Origin of the sequence: Sphingomonas glacialis (genome assembly GCF_006439055.1) — a bacterium.
Taxonomy (GTDB): domain Bacteria; phylum Pseudomonadota; class Alphaproteobacteria; order Sphingomonadales; family Sphingomonadaceae; genus Sphingomonas; species Sphingomonas glacialis_A.
The window spans coordinates 318,855-340,489 of sequence record NZ_RCZC01000001.1 but is presented as its reverse complement, the minus strand read 5'-3'; the positions used below and the strand labels follow the sequence as shown (position 1 = coordinate 340,489).

21 protein-coding genes and 1 pseudogene are annotated in these 21,635 nt (G+C 67.0%); 14 read left to right on the top strand and 8 right to left on the bottom strand.

The window, feature by feature from the left end:
* Nucleotides 1–25: 25 nt before the first annotated feature.
* The 4 genes from EAH76_RS01575 to EAH76_RS01560 all read right to left on the bottom strand — a co-directional run bounded on the left by EAH76_RS01575 (nucleotide 26) and on the right by EAH76_RS01560 (nucleotide 4,782).
* Nucleotides 26–223: a hypothetical protein gene (locus EAH76_RS01575; protein ID WP_140847081.1), complete on the bottom strand. Its 198-nt coding sequence runs from the start codon at nucleotides 221–223 to the stop codon at nucleotides 26–28.
* 56 nt (nucleotides 224–279) lie between these two features.
* Complete coding sequence (locus EAH76_RS01570; RefSeq protein WP_241659494.1) at nucleotides 280–1,824, bottom strand: GGDEF domain-containing protein; 1,545 nt, start codon at nucleotides 1,822–1,824, stop codon at nucleotides 280–282.
* 291 nt (nucleotides 1,825–2,115) lie between these two features.
* Entirely contained in the window at nucleotides 2,116–4,443 is a 2,328-nt protein-coding gene (gene clpA, locus EAH76_RS01565; RefSeq protein ID WP_140847076.1) for an ATP-dependent Clp protease ATP-binding subunit ClpA, read from the bottom strand.
* A gap of 141 nt (nucleotides 4,444–4,584) precedes the next feature.
* Complete coding sequence (locus tag EAH76_RS01560) at nucleotides 4,585–4,782, bottom strand: DUF1192 domain-containing protein (protein WP_140848302.1); 198 nt, start codon at nucleotides 4,780–4,782, stop codon at nucleotides 4,585–4,587.
* A gap of 89 nt (nucleotides 4,783–4,871) precedes the next feature.
* On the opposite strand from EAH76_RS01560, the gene EAH76_RS01555 reads away from it, so the two are divergent.
* Entirely contained in the window at nucleotides 4,872–5,852 is a 981-nt protein-coding gene (locus tag EAH76_RS01555) for an NAD(P)H-quinone oxidoreductase (RefSeq protein ID WP_140847074.1), read from the top strand.
* A gap of 157 nt (nucleotides 5,853–6,009) precedes the next feature.
* On the opposite strand, the gene EAH76_RS01545 is transcribed toward EAH76_RS01555, so the two are convergent.
* Entirely contained in the window at nucleotides 6,010–7,437 is a 1,428-nt protein-coding gene (locus EAH76_RS01545; RefSeq protein WP_277754170.1) for an NAD-dependent succinate-semialdehyde dehydrogenase, read from the bottom strand.
* Between the two features lie 9 nt (nucleotides 7,438–7,446).
* Between EAH76_RS01545 and EAH76_RS01540 the strand changes: the two genes are divergently transcribed.
* The 10 genes from EAH76_RS01540 to EAH76_RS01495 all read left to right on the top strand — a co-directional run bounded on the left by EAH76_RS01540 (nucleotide 7,447) and on the right by EAH76_RS01495 (nucleotide 14,923).
* A complete protein-coding gene (locus EAH76_RS01540; RefSeq protein ID WP_010185119.1) occupies nucleotides 7,447–7,686 on the top strand; it encodes an exodeoxyribonuclease VII small subunit in 240 nt (79 codons plus the stop codon).
* Between the two features lie 4 nt (nucleotides 7,687–7,690).
* Nucleotides 7,691–8,590 carry a polyprenyl synthetase family protein gene (locus tag EAH76_RS01535; RefSeq protein ID WP_140847069.1) on the top strand — a complete coding sequence of 300 codons (900 nt, stop codon included), beginning with the start codon at nucleotides 7,691–7,693 and terminating at the stop codon, nucleotides 8,588–8,590.
* Nucleotides 8,587–9,096, top strand: coding sequence for a pantetheine-phosphate adenylyltransferase (gene coaD, locus EAH76_RS01530; protein ID WP_140847067.1), 510 nt, complete (start codon nucleotides 8,587–8,589; stop codon nucleotides 9,094–9,096). Before EAH76_RS01535 ends, coaD begins: the two co-directional genes overlap by 4 nt.
* A 92-nt stretch (nucleotides 9,097–9,188) precedes the next feature.
* Nucleotides 9,189–9,953: a peptidylprolyl isomerase gene (locus EAH76_RS01525; protein WP_140847065.1), complete on the top strand. Its 765-nt coding sequence runs from the start codon at nucleotides 9,189–9,191 to the stop codon at nucleotides 9,951–9,953.
* Nucleotides 9,954–9,984: 31 nt separating this feature from the next.
* Nucleotides 9,985–11,028, top strand: a complete 1,044-nt coding sequence (gene queA, locus EAH76_RS01520) for a tRNA preQ1(34) S-adenosylmethionine ribosyltransferase-isomerase QueA (protein ID WP_140847062.1) — start codon at nucleotides 9,985–9,987, stop codon at nucleotides 11,026–11,028.
* Complete coding sequence (locus EAH76_RS01515; RefSeq protein WP_194150924.1) at nucleotides 11,025–11,492, top strand: EF-hand domain-containing protein; 468 nt, start codon at nucleotides 11,025–11,027, stop codon at nucleotides 11,490–11,492. Before queA ends, EAH76_RS01515 begins: the two co-directional genes overlap by 4 nt.
* A gap of 9 nt (nucleotides 11,493–11,501) precedes the next feature.
* Nucleotides 11,502–12,158, top strand: a complete 657-nt coding sequence (locus EAH76_RS01510; protein WP_194150923.1) for an HAD hydrolase-like protein — start codon at nucleotides 11,502–11,504, stop codon at nucleotides 12,156–12,158.
* Nucleotides 12,159–12,202: 44 nt separating this feature from the next.
* Nucleotides 12,203–13,270: an MBL fold metallo-hydrolase gene (locus tag EAH76_RS01505; protein ID WP_140847056.1), complete on the top strand. Its 1,068-nt coding sequence runs from the start codon at nucleotides 12,203–12,205 to the stop codon at nucleotides 13,268–13,270.
* A gap of 100 nt (nucleotides 13,271–13,370) precedes the next feature.
* Complete coding sequence (locus tag EAH76_RS01500; protein ID WP_140847053.1) at nucleotides 13,371–14,243, top strand: dienelactone hydrolase family protein; 873 nt, start codon at nucleotides 13,371–13,373, stop codon at nucleotides 14,241–14,243.
* A gap of 65 nt (nucleotides 14,244–14,308) precedes the next feature.
* Entirely contained in the window at nucleotides 14,309–14,923 is a 615-nt protein-coding gene (locus tag EAH76_RS01495; protein WP_140847050.1) for a glutathione S-transferase family protein, read from the top strand.
* Between the two features lie 694 nt (nucleotides 14,924–15,617).
* Here EAH76_RS01495 and EAH76_RS01490 read toward each other — a convergent pair.
* Together EAH76_RS01490 and EAH76_RS01485 are read right to left on the bottom strand one after the other, a co-directional pair.
* Nucleotides 15,618–17,024, bottom strand: a pseudogene (locus EAH76_RS01490) (DEAD/DEAH box helicase); the annotation flags it as partial.
* A gap of 99 nt (nucleotides 17,025–17,123) precedes the next feature.
* Entirely contained in the window at nucleotides 17,124–17,579 is a 456-nt protein-coding gene (locus tag EAH76_RS01485) for a hypothetical protein (protein ID WP_241659493.1), read from the bottom strand.
* A 103-nt stretch (nucleotides 17,580–17,682) separates the two neighbouring features.
* Here EAH76_RS01485 and EAH76_RS01480 point away from each other — a divergent pair, with 103 nt between their 5' ends.
* From EAH76_RS01480 to EAH76_RS01470, 3 genes are read left to right on the top strand one after another with little or no spacing between them, the layout of a single operon-like run.
* Nucleotides 17,683–19,146, top strand: a complete 1,464-nt coding sequence (locus EAH76_RS01480; protein ID WP_194150922.1) for an FAD-binding oxidoreductase — start codon at nucleotides 17,683–17,685, stop codon at nucleotides 19,144–19,146.
* Between the two features lie 59 nt (nucleotides 19,147–19,205).
* Nucleotides 19,206–19,976, top strand: coding sequence for a SapC family protein (locus EAH76_RS01475; RefSeq protein ID WP_140847043.1), 771 nt, complete (start codon nucleotides 19,206–19,208; stop codon nucleotides 19,974–19,976).
* The gene (locus tag EAH76_RS01470) at nucleotides 19,976–20,551 is read left to right on the top strand and encodes a cytochrome b (RefSeq protein ID WP_140847040.1); all 576 of its coding nucleotides are present in this window, start codon (nucleotides 19,976–19,978) and stop codon (nucleotides 20,549–20,551) included. The genes EAH76_RS01475 and EAH76_RS01470 overlap by 1 nt, the downstream gene beginning before the upstream one ends.
* A gap of 169 nt (nucleotides 20,552–20,720) precedes the next feature.
* Here the strand turns inward: EAH76_RS01470 and EAH76_RS01465 are convergent, their stop codons facing one another.
* Nucleotides 20,721–21,569 (bottom strand): N-formylglutamate amidohydrolase, encoded by an 849-nt coding sequence (locus tag EAH76_RS01465; RefSeq protein WP_140847037.1) that lies wholly within the window; start codon nucleotides 21,567–21,569, stop codon nucleotides 20,721–20,723.
* Between the last annotated feature and the right edge of the window lie 66 nt (nucleotides 21,570–21,635).

Here is a 21,635-nt window from a genome sequence, read left to right as displayed (position 1 = left end):
GCAAGCCACTCGCTTGCCGCAAGCGTCAGGTCAGATGCTTGCCCGTCCACGTCACCAGCAGCGAGATGCCGACCACTCCAAGATCGATCGCGGCCTTGACCTGATGCGGCGCGGGATCGGTCGAATCGTGGGTGAGGATCTGGATGTCGGCGTTCGGGTGGCGCGCCACCGCGATCAGCGCAAGGACTGCGACGATTCCGACCATGATGCGACGGTTGCGCAACGCCAATCCCCTTGCGCGCAGCTTATACGCTCACCGCCGATTCGCGGCAAGGCGTCTCACGCCGCGGCACGGTCTGCCAGCATGCGCGTCCGGGCGCGATCGCGCCCGGCACTCTTGGCGTCGTACAAGGCGCGATCGGCGCAGCCATAGAGCGCTTTCCAGTCGATCTCGCGGCGCAGCGGACCGACGCATTTGCCGATGCTCGCGGTGACGATCACGTCATAGGGCATCCGTGCCGCGCGCAGCTGATCGAGGATGTCGCGCGGCTCGACCGGCGCATCGGCGGGAAGCACGATGGCGAATTCCTCGCCGCCGATCCGCGCGACGAGCGCCGCGGCGGGCACCGCGCATTGCAAGGCCCGCGCTACCGCCCGCAGCACCTCGTCGCCGCCATCGTGGCCGATCGTCTCGTTGATTAGCTTGAAATGGTCGAGGTCGACGATCATCAGCATTTGCTCGCCCTCGCGTCCGATCGCCGCCTCGAGGAAGGCGCGGCGGTTGAGCAGCCCGGTCAGCGGATCGCTCTCGGCGAGCAGCAGCGCGGCGAGTTCGCCCTCGCGCGCGGCGTCGCGTTCGCGGCTCAGCACGCGCACGCGATAGGCGATGGCGAAGCTCGACAGCAACGCCTCGAGCGTCATCATCACGATCGTCGAATTGTCGATCCAGAAATTCCAGTGGAGCAGCATGAGCCCGCTTGCGACGCGGAAACCGGCGAAGAGCACGGGCGCGCCCCACGCCAGTGCGAACAACCAGAGATAATTGCTCCGCGTCACCCAGGCGCGCCACAGAATCGGGATGACGATGAGCAGCTGCCCGGCAAACGCCAGCGCATAGAAGCGGTCGAACATGCGGACATTGCGCGGGCCGAACAGCGTATAGGCGATCGTCGCGGTCAGCATGGTGGCGCCGACGACGAGGATCAGCTTGCGCAGCGGGCCTTCAAAGACGCGTGGCTCGAAAAAGGTGCGTGCGAAGGCCAGAGCGGCGACCGCCGACAGGCCAAGCGTCAGGTAATTGATCCGCATCCGGTCGTTATTGGCAATCATCGGCCACGCCCAGGCGAGCGCCCCCGAAGACGAAAACGCGTAGCACAGGAGCGTCAGCACCATCGTGCAATAGGCGAGCTGGAAGCGATGCCGCAGCGTTGCCCACAGCGCCAGGTGATAGGTGAGCAGCGCGATACACAGCCCGCCAAAGCCGCCATAAAGGGCCGCGAGCATGAGGTTCGAGCGGACGCCCTGCTCGGGCGTGGCGATCTGGGCTTCGCGCAGGATGCCGCGCAGATTGGCGGCGCCTTCGACATGCCACAGCAACCGGACGAGCGGTGCCGAACGCACCGGCAGCGGTTGCGCGACGATCGCGCCGAGCTGGAGATGCCGCGACGTGGCATAGGGGTCGAGCCGTTGCGACACGATCGCGCCATCGGCGTAGAGCGCGTGGAGCGTCACCGCATGTTCCCACAGGCTGGCGATCCGGATCTCGACCGGACCCGCGCGCCGCACTGGCGCCGAGCGGACCCAGAAGTCCCCGCTGCCGAGCGCGGTCTGGCCGCGATCGCAATCGAAGCGTGCAGCGCCCGCAAAAAGCAATCGCGGCGTCATTCCGGGCTGTGCCCGCGCGACGCACACCGCAACCGCCTGGCCGGAATAGGCCGTTTGCGCGGCTGCGGGGGACGACGCGCCAAAAAGGATCAGAAGCGTGGCGGCAAATACCGGGAAAAGGGCGCGCGCAGCACGGTGCATAGCCCGCCATAGGGCGGTTTTGACGAAAAGATCGTTAATAAAAATCTGTCGCCGGCAGCCCAACGCAGGATCGACCCGGCGGCCTGCAGCCCGTCAACCGGGCAGCGGTACCGGGCCCGAACGCATGGTTCGGGCCCGGCATCGTGTCGGTCACTTGACCGGGGTCGCATCCTTGTCGGTGCGGGTCGTCGTCTTCTTCTTGGGCTTCTTGGGTGGGGCCGAAGTGATTTCGAACGCGAGCGCGTTGTCCTTCAGCTTGACCGTCACCTCGCCGCCATGGACCAGCTTGCCGAACAGCAGTTCCTCGGCGAGCGGCTGCTTGATCTTTTCCTGGATCAGGCGGCCCATCGGGCGGGCACCATAGAGCTTGTCATAGCCCTTGGTGGTCAGCCACGTCTTCGATTCGTCGTCGAGCTTGATGTGCACGTTGCGGTCGGCCAGCTGCAGCTCGAGCTGCAGGATGAACTTGTCGACCACGCGCGCGACCACTTCGGTCGGCAGATAGCCGAACGGCACGATCGCATCGAGACGGTTGCGGAACTCCGGCGTGAACATCTTCTGCACCGCCTGCTCGTCCTCGCCCTCGCGGGTGAGATTGCCGAAGCCGAGCGTTTCGCGCGCCATGTCGGAGGCACCCGCATTGGTCGTCATGATCAGGATGACGTTGCGGAAATCGACCGTCTTGCCGTGCTGGTCGGTCAGCCGCCCGTTGTCCATCACCTGCAGCAGGATGTTGAACAGGTCGGGATGCGCCTTCTCGATCTCGTCGAGCAGCAGCACCGAATGCGGCTGCTGGTCGATCGCATCGGTCAGCAGACCACCCTGGTCGAACCCGACATAGCCCGGAGGCGCACCGATCAGCCGGCTGACCGAATGACGTTCCATATACTCGGACATATCGAAGCGCTGGAGCGGGATGCCCATGATCTGGGCAAGCTGCTTGGCGACTTCGGTCTTGCCGACGCCGGTCGGGCCGGTGAACAGATAGTTGCCGATCGGCTTCTCGGGATCGCGCAGGCCGGCGCGCGACAGCTTGATCGCGGACGCCAGCTTCTCGATCGCGGCATTCTGCCCGAAAACAACGCGCTTGAGATCGGTCTCGAGCGATTCGAGCGCCTTTGTGTCGTCGGTCGAGACCGACTTTGGCGGGATGCGCGCCATCGTCGCGATGACCTGCTCGATTTCACGCGAGGTGATCGTCTTCTTGCGCTTGGCGAGCGGCACCAGCATCTGCATCGCGCCGACTTCGTCGATCACGTCGATCGCCTTGTCGGGCAGCTTGCGGTCGTTGATGTAGCGCGCGCTGAGTTCCACCGCCGACTTGATCGCGTCGGGGGTGTACTTGACCTTGTGATGGTCCTCGAACGCCGAGCGCAGGCCCGCCAGGATCTTGATCGTGTCCTCGATCGTCGGCTCGTTGACGTCGATCTTCTGGAAGCGCCGCAGCAATGCACGGTCCTTCTCGAAGTGGTTGCGGAACTCCTTGTACGTCGTCGAGCCGATGCAGCGGATCGTCCCGCCCGACAGGGCAGGCTTCAACAGGTTCGACGCATCCATCGCGCCGCCGCTGGTGGCACCGGCACCGATCACGGTGTGGATCTCGTCGATGAACAGGATCGCATCGGGCATCTTTTCGAGCTCGGTGACGACCGCCTTGAGGCGCTCCTCGAAATCACCGCGATAGCGCGTGCCGGCAAGCAGCGCGCCCATGTCGAGCGAGTAGATCACCGCCGGGAGCAGCACCTCGGGCACGTTGCCCTCGACGATCTTGCGCGCAAGACCTTCGGCGATCGCGGTCTTCCCGACGCCGGGATCGCCGACATAGAGCGGGTTGTTCTTCGAACGGCGGCACAGGATCTGCACGGTACGATCGACCTCGGGGCCACGGCCGATCAGCGGATCGACCTTGCCCTTCTTGGCCTTCTCGTTGAGATCGACGCAGAATTGCTTGAGTGCGCTCTCGCTCTTGCCCTTCTCGCCGGGCTTTTGCGGCTTCTCTTCCTCGACGCCCTTGGGAGTCGAGGCTTCGGGCGCCGCGCCGCCCTTGCCGACGCCGTGGCTGATGAAGCTCACCGCATCGAGCCGGCTCATGTCCTGCTGCTGCAGGAAATAGACGGCATAGCTCTCGCGCTCGCTGAACAGAGCGACGAGCACGTTGGCACCGGTCACTTCGTCGCGGCCCGAGGACTGGACATGGAGGATCGCGCGCTGGACGACGCGCTGGAAGCCGCTGGTGGGCGAGGGGTCGGTCGCCGCATCGACCTTGAGCGCTTCGAGCTCGGTATCGAGATAGTGCTTTACGGTGGCGGTCAGCTCCGCGGTATCGACGCCGCACGACTGCATCACCTTCGATGCATGTTCGTCATCGATGAGCGCCAGCAACAGATGTTCGAGCGTCGCATATTCATGACGGCGCGAGGACGCGGCTTCCAACGCCTTGTGCAGCGTGGTTTCCAGCGCGGAGGCAAAGGATGGCATTATTACTTCACTCCTTGCGGGCTGCGGCGAAAGCGCAACCCTTTGCGCCTATGTCGGAAGGCGTATCCGCCACTGCAAGCTCTTGAAAATCGTTCACCGCCCTTCATGCCATCTTATAGCGGATGGTGGGGCTGTCTGGCATCAAGACTTGAACAGATTATCGGCTTGAACGCGATGGCTGGCGGCGTGTTCCATCTTCGCGCTGGTCCGAGCGATTTCGGCCTCTAGCGCAGCGACGCGCGCCTCGAGTTCCGCGACCGACAAGGGGTCGAGGTCCTGCGCGAGCAGCGCCGCGAGCGGATCGCCCGCGCGTTTCGGGAGAATCTCGTCCAAGTCCATTGCGGGATCGTTGACCCGGCGGGCGGCCATGTCAATAAGGCGCGCAGGCAAAACGGGGCATACGACCGATGGACGGAATTCCGGCTACCATGCGCGCAATCGACCCCGATGGTCCGGGCGGACCCGAAGTGCTGCGCGTGGTCGAGCGTCCCGTCCCGATGCTGCGCCCCGATGAAGTGCTGATCCGCGTCGTCGCAGCGGGGGTCAACCGGCCCGACGTGCTCCAGCGCAAGGGCGGCTATGCGCCGCCGCCGGGCGCGCCGTCGATCCCCGGGCTCGAGGTTTCGGGCACCGTCGTCGCGCAGGGGTTGGACGTCGATTTCGAGCTGATGGGGCAGCCGGTCTGCGCGTTGCTCGCAGGCGGCGGCTATGCCGAATATGTCGCGGTCGCCGCGGGGCAGGTGCTGCCCGTGCCGCATGCGCTGTCGATGATCGAGGCAGCGGCGCTGCCCGAGACGCTGTTCACCGTGTGGACCAATCTGTTCGAGCGTGGCTATGCGACCGAGGGCGACACCGTGCTGGTGCACGGTGGCACCAGCGGGATCGGCACGATGGCGATCGGCCTCGGTGCGATCTTCGGGCTGACCGTGATCGTGACGGCGGGCTCGGACGACAAGTGCGCGGCGGCGTTGAAGCTCGGCGCGGCGCATGCGATCAATTACAAGACCGAGGATTTCGTCGAGCGCGTCGCGGCGATCACCGGCGGCAAGGGCTGCGCGGTCGTGCTCGACATGGTCGGCGGCGACTATCTGCCGCGCAATCTCAAATGCCTGGCGGAGGATGGACGCCATGTCTCGATCGCGGTGCAGGGCGGGGCGACCGCGACGATCCCGATCTTCGACATCATGCGCCGCCGCCTGACGCTGACCGGATCGACGCTGCGCCCGCGCGATTCGGCGTTCAAGAGCCTGGTGGCGGACGAATTGCACAGCAATGTATGGCCGCATGTCGAGGCCGGACGGCTGAAGCCCATCCTCGACCGAACCTTCCCGCTTGCCGAGGCGCCCGCCGCGCATGCGCGGATGGAGGCGGGGGATCATATCGGGAAGATCGTGCTGACGATGGATTGAGGTGGCTCCCTGCAAGGGCGGACTGGCGATTGAGCAAGGTGCCTCCCCTCCCTGAAAGGGAGGGGCTGGGGGTGGGTCGGCCCGTGGCGAGCGTTACGCCCGACTACGGGCCGACCCACCCCTCGATCCCCTCCCTTCCAGGGAGGGGAGGAGGATATCAGGCGAGCACCGTCTTCAGGTTCATGAACTCGTGGAGCCCGTATGGCCCGAGTTCACGCCCATGGCCCGACCGCTTGACCCCGCCGAACGGCGCTTCGGGCGCACTCGCCAGCATCTTGTTGACCGCGATCATACCCGCCTCGATGTCGCGCTCGAAGCGTGCGCGCTCGTCGGCATCCTGCGTCCAGACCGAAGACCCCAGCCCGAACGGCACCGCATTGGCGATGCTGATCGCCTCGTCGATATCGCTTGCCTTGAACAGCATCGCGATCGGCCCGAACAGCTCCTCGTTCGCGACCTCATGGTCGATCGGCACGTCGACCAGGATACCTGCCGACATATAGGCACCCTTGCCCGGCAGCGCCTCGCCGCCGAACAGCAGCTTTGCCCCCGCCTGCTCGAACAGCTTCAGCTGGCCGAGCACCGTCGCGCGCTGCTCCTCGCTCGAGAGCGGGCCCATGTCGCTTGCCGCGTCCATCGGGTCGCCCGCGACGGCCGCCTGCATCCCGGCCGAGAATTTCGCGAGGAACGCGTCGTACACGTCGGCATGGACGATCATCCGCTTGGCGCAGATGCACGACTGGCCGGTGTTCTGGACGCGCGCGGTGACTGCGGCCTTGGCGGCGGCCTCGAGATCGGCCGAGGGCATTACGATGAACGGGTCCGATCCGCCGAGTTCGAGCACGACCTTCTTCAGTGCGCGTCCCGCCGCCTCGGCGACCTTCATGCCCGCGCCTTCGCTGCCTGTCAGCGTCACCGCGACGATCCGATCGTCGGCGATCAGCGCTTCGACCTTGTCCGATTTGATCGCCAGATTCTGGAACAACCCGGCCGGCCCGCCCGCAGCGATCACCATCTCCTCGAGCGCCGCGGCGCAGCCCTGCACGCTCGACGCGTGCTTCAGTAGCCCGACATTGCCCGCCAGGATCGTCGGCGCCATGAAGCGCACGACCTGCCAGTACGGGAAATTCCACGGCATCACCGCCAGCACCGGCCCCATCGGATGCCAGGTCGCGGTCGCGCCGGGGAAACTGCGCGGCTCGAGCATGGCCGCCCCTTCCTGCGCATAATGGCGGAACGCCTGCGCGCATTTCTGCACCTCGGCGATCGCCGATTTGAGCGTCTTGCCCATTTCGCGCGTCGCGGTCTCGGCGAGGCGCTGCGTGTTGGCATCGAACTGCTCGGCGATTCGCTCGAGCAAGGCGGTGCGCGTCGCGAGATCGGTCACGCGCCATTCGCAGAACGTGGCGTGCGCCCGCGCGAGCTTGGTCTCGATTTCGGCGCCGGTCAGCTCGGCATAGGATTGGCCCGGCGCGCCTGTGGCGGGGTCGATGCTCGTAAACATGGGGTATTCCTCATTGGGGACGAACAACAAACGCAAGTCAGGCGTCGCGTATCCTTGACCCCAAACGCTCGCGTGCCGCATAGCTGCCAAATGGATACACCGATCGAAGAGTTGACGTTCGAAGCGGCGCTCAAGGAACTGGAGGGGATCGTGTCGAGGCTCGAAAGCGGCGATGCGCCGCTCGACCAGGCGATCGCGCTCTATGAGCGCGGCGATAAGTTGCGGCGTCGTTGCGACGACCGGCTGACGGCGGCACAGGCGCGGATCGAAGCGATCCGTACCGACAGCGAGGGGCGTGCCGTCGGCACGCAGCCCTTTGCCGCAGGTTGATGGCATGACCGCAGCGTCCCTGTCGCTCAAGGCGGCCTTGTCCCAGGTCGGCGCCGACGTCGATCGTCGGCTCGACAAGTTCCTCGCCATTCCTGATGACCCCCGCGCCGATCTGTATCGCGCGATGCGCCACGCCGCGATCGGCGGGGGCAAGCGGTTGCGGCCGCTGCTCGTCTTCGCGACCGCGCGGCTGTTCGCGGTCGATCGCGATTGCGCCGGCCGCGTCGCCACCGCGATCGAATGCATTCACGTCTATTCGCTGATCCATGACGATCTGCCCGCGATGGACGATGACGACATGCGTCGCGGCAAGCCGACCGTCCACAAGGCGTTCGACGAGGCGACCGCGATCCTGGCGGGCGATTGCCTCCATGCGTTGGCGTTCGAGATTCTGGCCGACCCGCTGACGCATCCCGATCCGTTCGTGCGCAGCGAGCTGGTGCTCGATCTCGCGCGCTCGGCCGGCCCGTCGGGCATGGCGGGCGGGCAGGCGATGGATCTGGAGGCAGAGAAATCGACCTTCGACCTGCCGACCGTCACCCGACTCCAGGCAATGAAGACCGGCGCGCTGATCGCCTGCTCGGTCGAGGCGGGCGCGATCCTCGGCAAGGTGCCGCCCGAGGGGCGCGTGGGCTTACGCGGCTATGCGCGCGACATGGGGCTCGCCTTCCAGATCGCCGACGACATTCTCGACGTCGAGGGGGACGAGGCTGCGGTCGGCAAGAAGCTCGGCAAGGACGAAGGCGCGGGCAAGGAAACCTTCCTCTCGCTGCTCGGGCTCGACCGCGCGCGCGCGCAGGCGCGGATGCTGGTCGATCAGGCGATCCAGCATCTCCAGCATTTCGGCCCCGAAGCCGACCTGCTCCGCGACATCGCGCGCTTCACGCTGGAGCGCGATCGTTGACCGAGCGCGTCGGCGTCTATCCGGGTACGTTCGACCCGGTGACGCTGGGGCATATGGACATCATCCGGCGCGGGGCGACCTTGGTCGATCGGCTCGTCATCGGGGTCACGACCAATGCGTCCAAGTCGCCGATGTTCACGCTCGAGGAACGGCTCGCGATGATCGCGCGGGAGACGGCGGGGATCGCCGGCGTCAGCGTCGTCGCATTCGATTCGCTGCTGATGGATTTCGCCGAGGCGCAGGGCGCGAGCACGATCCTGCGCGGCGTGCGCGGGGTCACCGATTTCGAATATGAATATCAGCTCACCGGCATGAACCGCGCGCTCAACGACCGCGTAGAGACGGTGTTCCTGATGGCCGACGTCGCGCTCCAGCCGATCGCGAGCCGTCTGGTCAAGGAAATCGCCTTCTATGGCGGGCCGATCCATCGCTTCGTGACGCCGAGCGTGGCGCGCGAAGTGGCCGACCGCGTCGAGCGGATCGGCCGAAAGGGCGCGCGGCCCTAATTCGGTCGCCTTTGCGCGGCAACGTTCAGTTTGGCGCAAAGCGGCACATGGTCTAAGCGCACCTTCATTCCGAGATATTTCGCGGGGAAATAATGCGTTTCGTTGCCAGCCTGTTTGTCTTTCTCCTGGCGTTCCTCGCCGGACCCGCCTTTGCCGACAAGAAGAAGGACGACGCCAAGTCCGCGGTCGTGACGACGGCGGGCCGTCCGCCGATTCCGTCGGCGACCGACCCCGAGAATTTGCTCTATCTCGATCTGTCGACCGGCGGCCGCGTGATCATCTGGCTGCGTCCCGACGCCGCGCCGAAGATGGTCGAGCGCGTCAAGACGCTCACCCGCCAGCATTTCTATGACGGGCTGCTGTTCCACCGCGTGATCGAAGGCTTCATGGCGCAGACCGGCGACCCCAAGGGCGACGGCACTGGCGGCTCGACGCTCCCCGACGTTCCCGCCGAATTCAACTGGCTGCCGCACGTCCGCGGCGCGGTGTCGGCGGCGCGCGAAGGCTCGGCCGAGGGTGCGACCGTCGAGCAGGTGACCAAGGCGGAGAACAGCGCGAACAGCCAGTTCTTCATCGTCTTCAACCCGAACATGAAGCTCGACAAGAAGTATACGATCTTCGGTCGCGTGATCTCGGGCATGGAATATGTCGACACGATCGCGCGCGGCGAGCCGCCGACGCGTCCGTCGCGCATCCTCCACGCCTATGTCGCAGCCGACAGCCCGCCGGCCTATGTGCCTGCGCCGCCGGCACCCGAGCCGACGATCGCACCTGCGACGCTTGCGCCCAGCAAGCCGGCGGTAAAGCCGATGCTCAAGGCCAAGCCCGCCGCCACGCCGAAGAAGAAGGCGGCGTAAGCAAAGCGCACACGGCGCGGGAAGTATCGTCATGAACGTCGACCTGTTCGACTTTGTCCTGCCGCCCGAGCGGATCGCGCTGCGCCCGGCGACCCCGCGCGATTCGGCACGGCTGCTCGTGGTCGAGGGTGCTGCGCTGCACGACCGCAGCGTCGGCGACCTGCCGGGCGCATTGCGCGCGGGCGACCTGCTCGTCTTCAACGATACGCGCGTCATCCCGGCGCAGCTCGAGGGGACGCGCGGCGATTCGCGGATCGGCGCGACGCTGCACAAGCGCGAGGGGCCGCGCCGCTGGCGGGCGTTCATCCGCAACGCACGCCGCCTGCGCGACGGCGACGCGATCGATTTCGGCAGCGGCGTGACTGCGACGGCGCACGATCGCGGCGAAGACGGCAGCTTCGCGCTCGAATTTCAGGGCGACGAGCCGGTCGAACTGCTGCTCGATCGGGCAGGGCGGATGCCGCTGCCGCCTTATATCGCCGCGCGCCGCCCCGCCGATGCGCAGGACGCCGACGATTACCAGACGATGTTCGCCGCCGAAAAGGGTGCGGTCGCAGCCCCCACTGCGGCGTTGCACTTCACCCCCGAACTGATGGCGCGCTTCGCCGCCGCCGGGATCGAGCATGCGACGCTGACGCTACACGTCGGCGCGGGCACCTTCCTGCCGGTCAAGGCGACCGACACCGCCGACCACAAGATGCACGCCGAATGGGGCCGGATCGACGCGGCGACCGCCGACCGCCTCAACGCCGTGCGCGCCGCCGGGGGCCGGGTGATCGCGGTCGGCACGACGAGCTTGCGCCTGATCGAAAGCGCGACCGGGGAGGACGGCGTGATCCGGCCGTTCGAAGGCGATACGGCGATCTTCATCACGCCGGGCTATCGCTTCCGCGGAATCGATGGGCTGGTGACCAATTTCCATCTTCCACGCTCGACCCTGTTCATGTTGGTCAGCGCGCTGATGGGCACCGATACGATGCAAGCCGCCTATGCGCATGCAATTGCAGACGGATACCGATTCTACAGCTACGGTGACGCCAGTCTGCTGCTGCCGGACAGGGGGGTGCGTGCATGATGTCGATTCTGATGCTCGCGCTCGCCGCGCAGGTGCCGCCGCCGGCCGCACCGGTTCCGCCGCGCCAGCCGGGCGCGACGATCGTCGCCGAGCCTGCCGCGATGTTCATCGCCGCGTGTGACGCCAATGGCGATGCGCGGACGACTCGCGCGGAGCTGACCGCTTGCGTCGCGCGCAGTTTTCCCGACGCCGCGCCGCAATCCGGTTCGGCCGGCTATATCGGCTATAGCGACTGGGCGCAGAAATGGCTGGGGGACCGCAATGCGCTGCCGAGCCCGTATCAGGCCGATGGCGACAACGACAATCGCATCACGCTCGCCGAACTCCAGGCGCAATTCGCGATTTTGTTCGACCGGTTCGATCTCGACAAGGACGGTATGGTCACCCGCGCCGAGCTGGTGACGATCCGCAGCGCCCCCGTCCCACAGGATGGCGACGGCGGCAAACGCCGCGGCCGGCGCTGAGATCGCCTGATGTCGCCGCGCTATCGTCTCGTGATCTTCGATTTCGACGGGACGCTGGCCGATAGCGGCGACTGGTTCCTGTCGGTCTCCGACCACCTCGCTGAGCGCTTCAAGTTTCGCAAGGTCGCCGCCGACGAGGTCGAATCGCTGCGTGGCAAGACGTCGAGCGAAGTGATCCGCCATCTCGGCATCCCGCGCTGGAAGCTTCCCGCGATCGGACGCTACACCCACGGCCTGCTCGCGCAGCAGACCGATCGCATCGCGCTGTTCGAGGGGGTCTCGGCGTTGCTCGAGCAATTGGCGGCGAGCGGGGTGCGGATCGCGCTCGTCACCTCGAATGCCGAGAACAATGCCCGCGCGATCCTCGGGCCCGCCAATGCCGCGCTGATCGAGCGGTTCGAATGCGGTGCGTCGCTGTTCGGCAAGGCGCGGCGCTATCGCCGGGTGCTGCGCAAATGCGACATCGCACAGCACGAGGCGATTTCGATCGGCGACGAGACGCGCGATGTCGTCGCGGCGAAGAAGGTCGGGATCTGTTCGGGCGCGGTGCTGTGGGGCTATGCCAATCGCGACGTGCTCGCGCGGCTCGAACCCGATCTGCTGTTCGACACGCCCGAGCAGGTGCTGCACCATTTGCTCGGCGAGAGCGCTGCGCTCGCCGCATAGCGGAAATGCGTGACTTGGGCGGCGCCGGCGCGCTACCCCGTGCCATGTCCACCGCACCCATCATCCCCGCTTTTGCCCCGACTAGCCATAAGGGCCTGACCTATCCGTTCGGCGGCGCGGAGCCCGCCGCGCACGATGTGATGACGGTCGCACCGGGCATTGGCTGGGTAAGGTTGCACGTTCCCGGTCCGCTCAAGCACGTCAATTGCTGGCTGCTCGACGATGACGGCGGCGTTGCCCTGGTCGATACGGGGATGAACACGACCGAAGCGCGCGATGCCTGGAAGGCGCTCTCGAAGGGGGCGCTCGCCGGCGTGCGCGTGACGCGGATGATCGGCACGCATTTCCATCCCGATCATATCGGGCTCGCCGGCTGGATGTGCGACAAGCATGGCTGCCCGCTGGTGATGACGCGCGGCGAGTGGCTCACCGCACGGATGCTGGTGTCGGACGCGCGCGACGCGGTACCGGACGAGATGCTCGCTTTCTGGCGTGGCGCGGGATGGGACGACGCACAGATCGCGCACGCCAGCGAGCGCGGCTGGGCGGGGTTTCGCCGGATCGTGACGCCGCTGCCGCTGGGATACACGCGGATCCAGCATGGCGACACGCTGCGGATCGGGCAGACCGAGTGGCAGATCGTCGTCGGTTCGGGCCACAGCCCCGAACATGCCTGCCTTTACGATCCTTCGGCCAAGGTGCTGATTGCGGGCGACCAGGTGTTGCCGCGGATCAGCCCGAACATCTCGCTCGGTGTGACCGAGCCGGACGCCGACCCGCTCGGCGAATGGTTCGAATCGATCGCGCGGCTCAAGCAATTGCCTGACGATCTGCTGGTGCTGCCGGGGCATGGCGATCCGTTCACCGGGCTGCACGCGCGGCTCGACGCGATGGACCGCGAACATCGCGAGCGGCTCGACGAACTCGAGGTTTTCCTCGCCGAACCCAAGCGCGCGATCGACTGTTTCGGGCGGCTGTTCCGGCGCGCGATCGGCCTCGACATGCTCGGCATGGCGACGGGCGAGGCGCTCGCGCATGTCCGGCGGCTCGAGGTCGAGGGGCGGGCGGTGCGGACGGTCGAGGACGGCGTGTGGTGGTGGCGCGCGGTCTAGATCCTCCCGGTGCCGGGGTGGATCGGCAGGATATCCGTCGCGATAAATTTCCCTATGGTACGGCGAACGCCTGAACGGCGACTCGTGAGGAGAGAGACCGATGTGTGACGACTTCACCGTGGCCGAGAACGACGCGCATCTCGCCGATCCCTCGCTCACCCGCCGCGGCTTCACGACGATCGCCGGCGCTGCCGGGCTCGCGATGCTGCTGCCGGCACCCGCCAACGCCGCCAAGATCGCCGGGCGCGACGTCGTGATCGACACGCCCGACGGCAAGGCCGACGCCTATTTCGTCGCACCCGCGACCGGCAAGGCGCCCGGCGTGCTCGTCTGGCCCGACATCATGGGGTTGCGCCCGGCGTTCCGGCAGATGGCCGACCGGCTCGCGCAGTCGGGCTATGCCGTGCTGGTCGTCAACCAATTCTACCGCTCGGTCAAAGCCCCGATCATCGCAGCCGGCGAGGATTTCGGGCAGCCCGAGGTGCGCGCCAAGATCATGCCCTATGTCCAGGCGCTCAGCACCGACGGCACGACGCGCGATGCGCTCGCCTTCACCGCCTGGCTCGACGCGCAGAAGCAGGTCGATCGCGCCAAGGGTCTCGCCACCACGGGCTATTGCATGGGTGGCCCGATGGTGATGCGCACCGCCGCCGCCAACCCGGCGCGGGTTCGCGCCGGCGCGACCTTCCACGGCGGCGGGCTCGCCACCGACAAACCCGACAGCCCGCATCTGCTGATCCCGAAGATGAAGGCGAGCTACCTCATCGCGATCGCCGCGAACGACGACGCGCGCGATCCCGCGGCGAAGGACACGCTGCGCACCGCTTTCGCTGCGGCGAAATTGCCCGCCGAGATCGAGGTCTATGCCGGCACGATGCACGGTTGGACCCCGCCCGACAGCAAGGTCTACAATGCGGCGCAGGCTGACAAGGCGTGGGCACGGATGCTGGCGCTGTTCGGAAAGTCGCTCTGAGGATTGACGTTTCGGCTCAGTAATGTTCTTCTAATGTTCTGATAGAACGATTCGGGGAAACGATCATGGCACTGACCTTCTATACCAACCCGATGTCGCGTGGGCGCATCGCCCGCTGGATGCTCGAGGAGGTTGGCGCGCCGTATGAGACGGTCGTGCTCGATTATGCGACGACGATGAAGGCTGAGCCGTATCTGTCGATCAATCCGATGGGGAAGGTGCCCGCGATCGTCCATGACGGGCATGTCGTGACCGAGGGCGCGGCGATCTGCGCCTATCTCGCCGATGCCTTTCCCGAGGCCGGGCTCGCCCCGCCGCTCGGCGAGCGCGCCGATTATTATCGCTGGATGTTCTTTGCAGCGGGGCCGGTCGATCAAGCCGTGACCAACAAGTCGCTCGGCGTGGCACCGACCGGCGACCAGCAGCGCCTGGCGGGCTACGGCCATTTCGACCTGATGGTCGATGTGCTGGAGAAGGCGGTGTCGGCGAGCCCGTACATCGCGGGCGCGTCCTTCAGCGCGGCCGACGTCTATGTCGGGTCGCAAGTCGCCTGGGGGGTGATGTTCGGCTCGCTGCCGAAGCTGCCGGTGTTCGAGGAGTATCTCGGTCGCATCCTCAGCCGCCCGGCGTACACGCGCGCGGGCGAGATCGACGACGCGTTGATCGCGCAGGCGGCGTAACCCAAATCCTCCCTCGCGCAGCGGGGGGAGGGCAGTAGAGCTTTGGCCTGCCCACATGGGCCAAGATCGTGCCGGGGGAGCGCGATCTCGCTTGAACGCCTGAGCACTGAGAGATGGGTGTAGGGGGTCTCGCCGCGAACGCATCGCTTGCGGCGGCCGCCTCCACCAACAGCCTTAAGAAGGCTGGCGGTCGCCAGCGTGGGGTCGACCATGCCCCCGGCATGATCGACCCCGCACTCCCGGTTCTCGGGGAAGGGCTAAAGAGGGGAACCGCCTTTCGTGGACCGGCCATGACCCGTTGCGAGCGGTCCGCAGCAGCCGATCCCGCAAGCTGCGGAGCCGGTCGCTTATCCCGCGCGCCGTCAGCTCAAGCGGTCAATGTCAGCTTGGCGAGCAGGAATGCCGGCATCGGCCCATTCCAGCCCCCATCATCGACCGCGTCGATCGGTTCGATCTGGTTAGCGACCTCGGCGCGGGGCGCTCCGGTCTCGCGCCCGGTGCGCGTGTCGCGCTGCGGTCGTGCTTCGCGGGCGGGACGCTCCTCGCGCGCCGTGCGCTCTTCGCGAGCGGGACGTTCCTCGCGCGCCGTGCGCTCTTCACGGGCGAGACGTTCCTCGCGCGCCGTGCGTTCTTCGCGGGCGGGACGTTCCTCACGCGCCGTGCGCTCTTCGCGAGCGGGCCGCTCCTCGCGCACCGGACGCTCTTCGCGAGCGGGACGTTCCTCACGGGCCGCGCGTTCTTCGCGGGCAGGACGTTCCTCACGGGCGGGGCGCTCTTCGCGAGCGGGACGCTCCTCACGCGCAGGCCGCTCGGCACGCGGCGCACGCGCTTCGCGGGCCGGGCGTTCGGCCTCGGCCGGCGCCACGTCCTCGACGGCTGCGACCTCGGCCGCTGCAACCTCGGGCTTCCCTGCCGCCTTCGGGCGACGCCGCGCCTTGGTCGCGGCGCGCGGCGCTTCGGCCTCGTCGGACGCGACGACGGGCGCTTCGCCCGCTTCATAGCGCTCGATCTTCAACCCGGTCAGCTTCTCGATATTCTGGATGTTCTCGACATCGTCGGGCGTCGCGAAGGTGAAGGCGATCCCCGTCGCGCCGGCGCGACCGGTGCGGCCGATGCGGTGGACATAATCGTCCGGATGCCACGGCGCATCGAAGTTGAAGACATGGCTCACGCCCTTCACGTCGATCCCGCGTGCCGCGACGTCGGAGGCGACCAGGATGCTGACCTCGCCCTTCTTGAAGCGGTCGAGCTCGGCGATGCGCTGCGACTGCTCCATGTCGCCATGGATCTCGCTCGACGCGAAGCCGGCGCGCTGGAGCGCCTTGTTGAGCTCGCGCACCGTCGTCTTGCGGTTCGAGAAGATGATCCCGGTCTTGACGTCTTCCTGGCGCAGCAGCTCGATCAATTTGTCGCGCTTCTTGGCGGCGGTGACATGGACCAGCCACTGCTTGATATTGACGTTGGCGGTCGCGGGGCGCGCGACTTCGATCGTCTTGGGATTGTCGAGGAACTTGTCGGCGAGCTTCTTGATCGGCGGCGGCATCGTCGCCGAGAAGAGCAAGGTCTGCCGCGTCTTGGGCAGCTTGGTGCAGATTTCCTCGATGTCGGGGATGAACCCCATGTCGAGCATCCGGTCGGCCTCGTCGATCACCAGCATCGAACAGCCGGTCAGCAGGATCTTGCCCCGCCCGAACAGGTCCATCAGGCGCCCAGGCGTGGCGATCAGGACGTCGACGCCCTTTTCGAGCGCGGCGGTCTGGTCGCCCATCGAAACGCCGCCAATCAGCAGCGCCATCGAGAGCTTGTGATACTTGCCGTATTTCTCGAAATTCTCGGCGACCTGCGCGGCCAGTTCGCGCGTCGGCTCGAGGATCAGCGTGCGCGGCATCCGGGCGCGGCTGCGGCCCTCGCCGAGGATGTCGATCATCGGCAGCACGAAGGCTGCGGTCTTGCCGGTGCCCGTCTGTGCGACGGCGACCAAGTCCTTGCCCATCAGGATCGAGGGGATCGCGCTCGCCTGGATCGGAGTCGGCTCGGTATAGCCCGACTCGTTGACGGCGCGCTGGAGTTCATCGGAAAGGCCGAGATCGGCAAAAGTCATGCGGTGTCCGGAAAAAGCGCCGGGGCGAAAGCGCCCACGAACGACGCAAAGCGCTTGCGGATTAAGCCGCGAATGTCAAGAAAAAGGGCATCGCGGCGCCTATCGCTTCGCAACGAGTCGCCGGAATCGGTCGATTTTGCACGCGCTCCCCGAGCGCGAGCGGATCGAGTCGCGGTCGGCGCAGACCATCCCGTCCGACGTGCCCTTTACGTACAATCCCGAATAGAAATCGAGCGCGGGACAATCGTCGTCGAATTCGGCGCGCAACCGCGTGCCGTCTGTGACGAGCAGATCGACGCTATCGGTGCCGGTGATCACCGCGCCCTCGAGCGCGCCCATCGGCACGCATTTCGGGCCCTTCTTGGTCGTCCAGCGCTGTTCGGCAAAGTCCGCGCGCTCCTCATAGCGTCGCCCGAAGACGCGCGGAATGCGGATCACGATTCGCTGGTGGATCGACAGATGGGCCAGTTCGACACGATCGAACGGGCCCATCTCGGCGGAAGCCGCCGGGGCAAGCGCAAGCAACAGGGCGGACGGTAGGACCAGGTTCGGCATTGAGGACGCGGGGTTACCAGAGAGGCTTGAACAACGGATGAATTGCCGGATGAATTGGCGGAGGAATTGGCGGCGGGCGAATGGCAGTGATAGAGGCTCGGACATGACCACAATACAGCCGAGTCCGCGCCAGACCAGCCTCATCGACGCGGTGCGCGCCGCGCTCGGCGATGCGGCGGTGACGACCGACCCCGGCGATATCGCGCCATGGCTCGACGATTGGCGCGGGCGGTACCACGGCCGCAGCCCGGCGATCCTCTCGCCCGACAGCACCGCGGCGGTCGCCACGGTGATGCGGCTCGCCGCCGAGCATGGCGTTCCGCTCGTCCCGCAAGGAGGCAACACCTCGATGGTCGGCGGGGCGACCCCGCCTGTCGATGGCTCGGCGCTGATCGTTTCGCTGCGCCGGATGAACCGGATCCGCTCGATCGATCCCGCCGCCGGGCTGGCGGTCGCCGAGGCCGGGGTGATCCTCGCCAATCTCCATGCGGCGGCCGAGGCGGAAGGGATGCGCTTCCCGCTGACGCTCGGCGCGCGCGGCAGCGCGACGATCGGGGGGCTTGCCTCGACCAATGCCGGCGGCACGCAGGTGCTGCGCTTCGGGACGATGCGCGGGCTGGTGGCCGGCGTCGAGGCGGTGCTCCCCAATGGCGAAATCCATGACGGTCTCGCCGCGCTGAAGAAGGACAATCGCGGCTATGATCTCGATCATCTGCTGATCGGTGCCGAGGGCACGCTCGGCATCCTCACTGCGGTGACGCTGCGGCTCTACCCGGCGATCGCGCAGCGTGCGGTGGCGTGGGTCGGTCTCGCGGATCCCGAAACCGCGCTCGCTTTGCTGCGCCGGCTCGAGCGGCGGACCGACACGATCGAGAGTTTCGAGATCGTCTCGGGCGATTCGCTCGCGCAGGTGCTCAAGCATATCCCCGGCACGCGCGCCCCGCTCGCGACCCAGCATCGCTGGCACGTGCTGATCGAAGCCGTCGCGACCGATCCTACCGCCGAGGCGCCCGCCGAGCTGCTCGAACGTCTGCTCGCGCCCGCACTCGCCGACGGGCAGGCGGCCGATGCGACGATCGCGGCGTCGGAGGCACAGGCCGAGGCGTTCTGGCGGATCCGCGATTCGCTGTCGGAAGCCGAGCGCGCGAGCGGTCCGGCGATGCAGCACGACATCTCGGTCCCCGTGGCGACGATGCCGCGCTTCATGATCGAGGCCGCCGCCGCCGCCGAAGCGCGCTTCCCCGGCAGCCACGCGACCGCCTTCGGGCATCTCGGCGACGGCAATGTCCATTTTCACGTCCGTGCCCCCGCGGGGGCCGATGCGGCGCGCTGGTATGCGGAGGATGCTCCGATCGTCACGCGCTTCGTCCATGATCTCGTCGTCGCGGCGGGCGGATCGATCTCGGCCGAACACGGCATCGGCCAGATGAAGCGCGCCGAACTCGCCCGACTGTCGTCGCCCGCGCGGATGGCGGCGCTACGCGCGATCAAGGCCGGGCTCGATCCGCAGGGGCTGATGAACCCCGACAAACTGCTCGGCCTTGCGGAAAACCCTGCCGCACCATAGAGCCAGCGGCCATCCGGCGTAGCAAACCGCAGCGCTTTGACGTTCGATGGAGAATCCCGATGGCCAGCGCGCCGCAATCGCTTCCGCTCTTCTACAACGCGCTCGAGCCGCTTTCGAGCGAGACGCATGCCGCCTTCAAGATGCGCATGCTCGACCGTGCGACCTTCCTGGTCGGCCAGCATGCGATCCCCGTGACCGTCGACGAGTTTGTCATGGCGCAGCGCACGCTGCCGATCGTCTTCACCAGCGGCGACGATGCGATCCCGATCGCGCTGATGGGCCTCAACGAGGGCGTCAACGTCTTCATTGGCGACGACGGCAAGCTGACCGAGGACACGGTCTATGTCCCGGCCTATGTCCGCCGCTATCCCTTCATGCTCGCGCGGCTGCGCCCCGATGCCGAGGAACTGTCGCTCTGCTTCGATCCGACCGGCGAGGCGATCGGCGCGTTCGACGACGGCGAGGCGCTGTTCGCCGATGGCAAGCCGACCGAGGTCGTGCAGAACATCCTGAGCTTCAACGAGCAGTTCGAACAGGCCGGCGCCCGCACCGCCAACTTCATGGTCGAACTGCGCGAGCTCGGCCTGCTGATGGAAGGCGAAGTCACGCTGCAGGTCGAGGGCAACGAGCAGCCCTTCATCTATCGCGGCTTCCAGATGGTCAATGAAGAGAAGCTCAACGAGCTGCGCGGCGATCAGCTGCGCAAGATCCAGAAGTCGGGTCTGCTCCCGCTGATCTACGCGCATCTCTTCTCGCTCTCGACGCTGCCGCAGATCTTCGATCGGCAGGTGCGTCTGGGCAAGGCACCGGTGCCGCAGCTCGTCAACTGATGGCACGCAGCGCGATCGTTCGGATCGATCGCTATTCGCGCGGCGCGATCTGGTTTCACTGGATCATCGCCGCGCTGATCGCGGTCAATCTGACGATCGGGCTGCTGCACGAATCGCTGCTCGACGGCGTCGCGGGCGCCATTCCGCTGCACCAGTCGATCGGGCTGACCGTCCTGGCCCTGACGCTCGCGCGAATCGGCTGGCGGTTGACGCATCGCCCGCCGCGGCTCCCCGCGAGCCTGCCGTCCTGGGAACGCGCCGCCGCCCGCGCGAGCCACGCTGCCTTCTACGCGCTGCTGCTTGCGCTGCCGCTGTCAGGCTGGGCGATGGGCTCGGCGGGGCGCGGGTCGCGCGATCCGATGCGCTGGTTCGGTCTGTTCGAGGTACCGCATTTGCCGGTGTCGGCGCACGCTGCCGCGATCGGCGACAGCGCCCATGCGGTGCTCGGCTATGCGATGGCGGCACTGGTCGTCGCGCATGTCGCTGCCGCGCTGCGGCATCATTTCATGCTGCACGATGCGGTGCTGGCGCGGATGCTCCCGGGGGTCCGCCGGCGCGATCGCGCGGAAATCTGACGAACTGTTGCCGGCGCAGTTTTTGCCCTTGAAGGCCGAAAAGCGTCCACCTATATCCATCGTACGCGGACCCGTGTTCCCCCCTTTCGCGGGACCGCGCGGCGCCCTTTCAGGGCGCCTCCTCCCTGAACCTTGGCCACCGCGTGCTGCATTGCACGCGGTGGTTTTTTTATTCCGCAGCGAGCGCGCGCGCGCCCGTTGCCTCGTCGGCGAGCGCGTCGATCACCTGCCGCAGCAGCCGCGCGATTGCCGGCATCCCGTCGCCCGGCGCATCGCCCGCCGGATCGAGATAGAGCGTACGGTCGAATTCGATCTGGATCGCATGGACTCCGGTCGCCGGGCGCGCCTGCGTATCGAGGATGTGCCCGCCGGCATATGGCGCATTGCGCGCCACCGTCAGGCCTGCAGCGCCGACCACCCCCTCGATTGCCGAAACGAAGCGCGTGGCGGCACTCCGCCCGAAGCGATCGCCCAGGACGATGACCGGCTTGCCAGCGCCGAGCGACGGCATCGAATGTACGTCGAGCAGCACCGCGACTCCGAACCGCGCGCGCGCCGCGGCGAGCGCTGCCGCCAGTACGGCGTGATACGGCCGATGATCGTCGCGGATCCGCGCGGCGACGTCATAGGCGTCGAGTCGCCGCCGCCACAGCTCGCCCGCGCCCGCCACGCGCCGCGGGATCAGCCCGAGCCCGCCGCGCAGCTTGGCGGTGGCGAGCGGCTGCGAGGTCCAGGCGGCACCCTCGTCGATCACCGGGTCGCGTTCCTGCTCTGACCGGTTGAGATCGATCCAGGCGCGCGCGCGGCGCTGCACGAGCATCGTCTCGCGGCCGTGTGCGGCCAGCGCGACGGCATCGATATGACGATCCTCGAGCACGCGCACGGCGCTCAGCGGTACGCGCAATGCGGCCTGCAGCGCGACCGGATAATCGCGCCCGGCATGCGGTACGGACAGCACGACCGGGCTGGCGGGCGGATCGTCGCCAAAACGGTCGAACGAGGGCGGGAGGGATGCCATTGTGCCAATACGTACCATAAGCGCGCGCCGATCCGGCTGGAAAATGTTAAGGCCTGTGCGCATAGG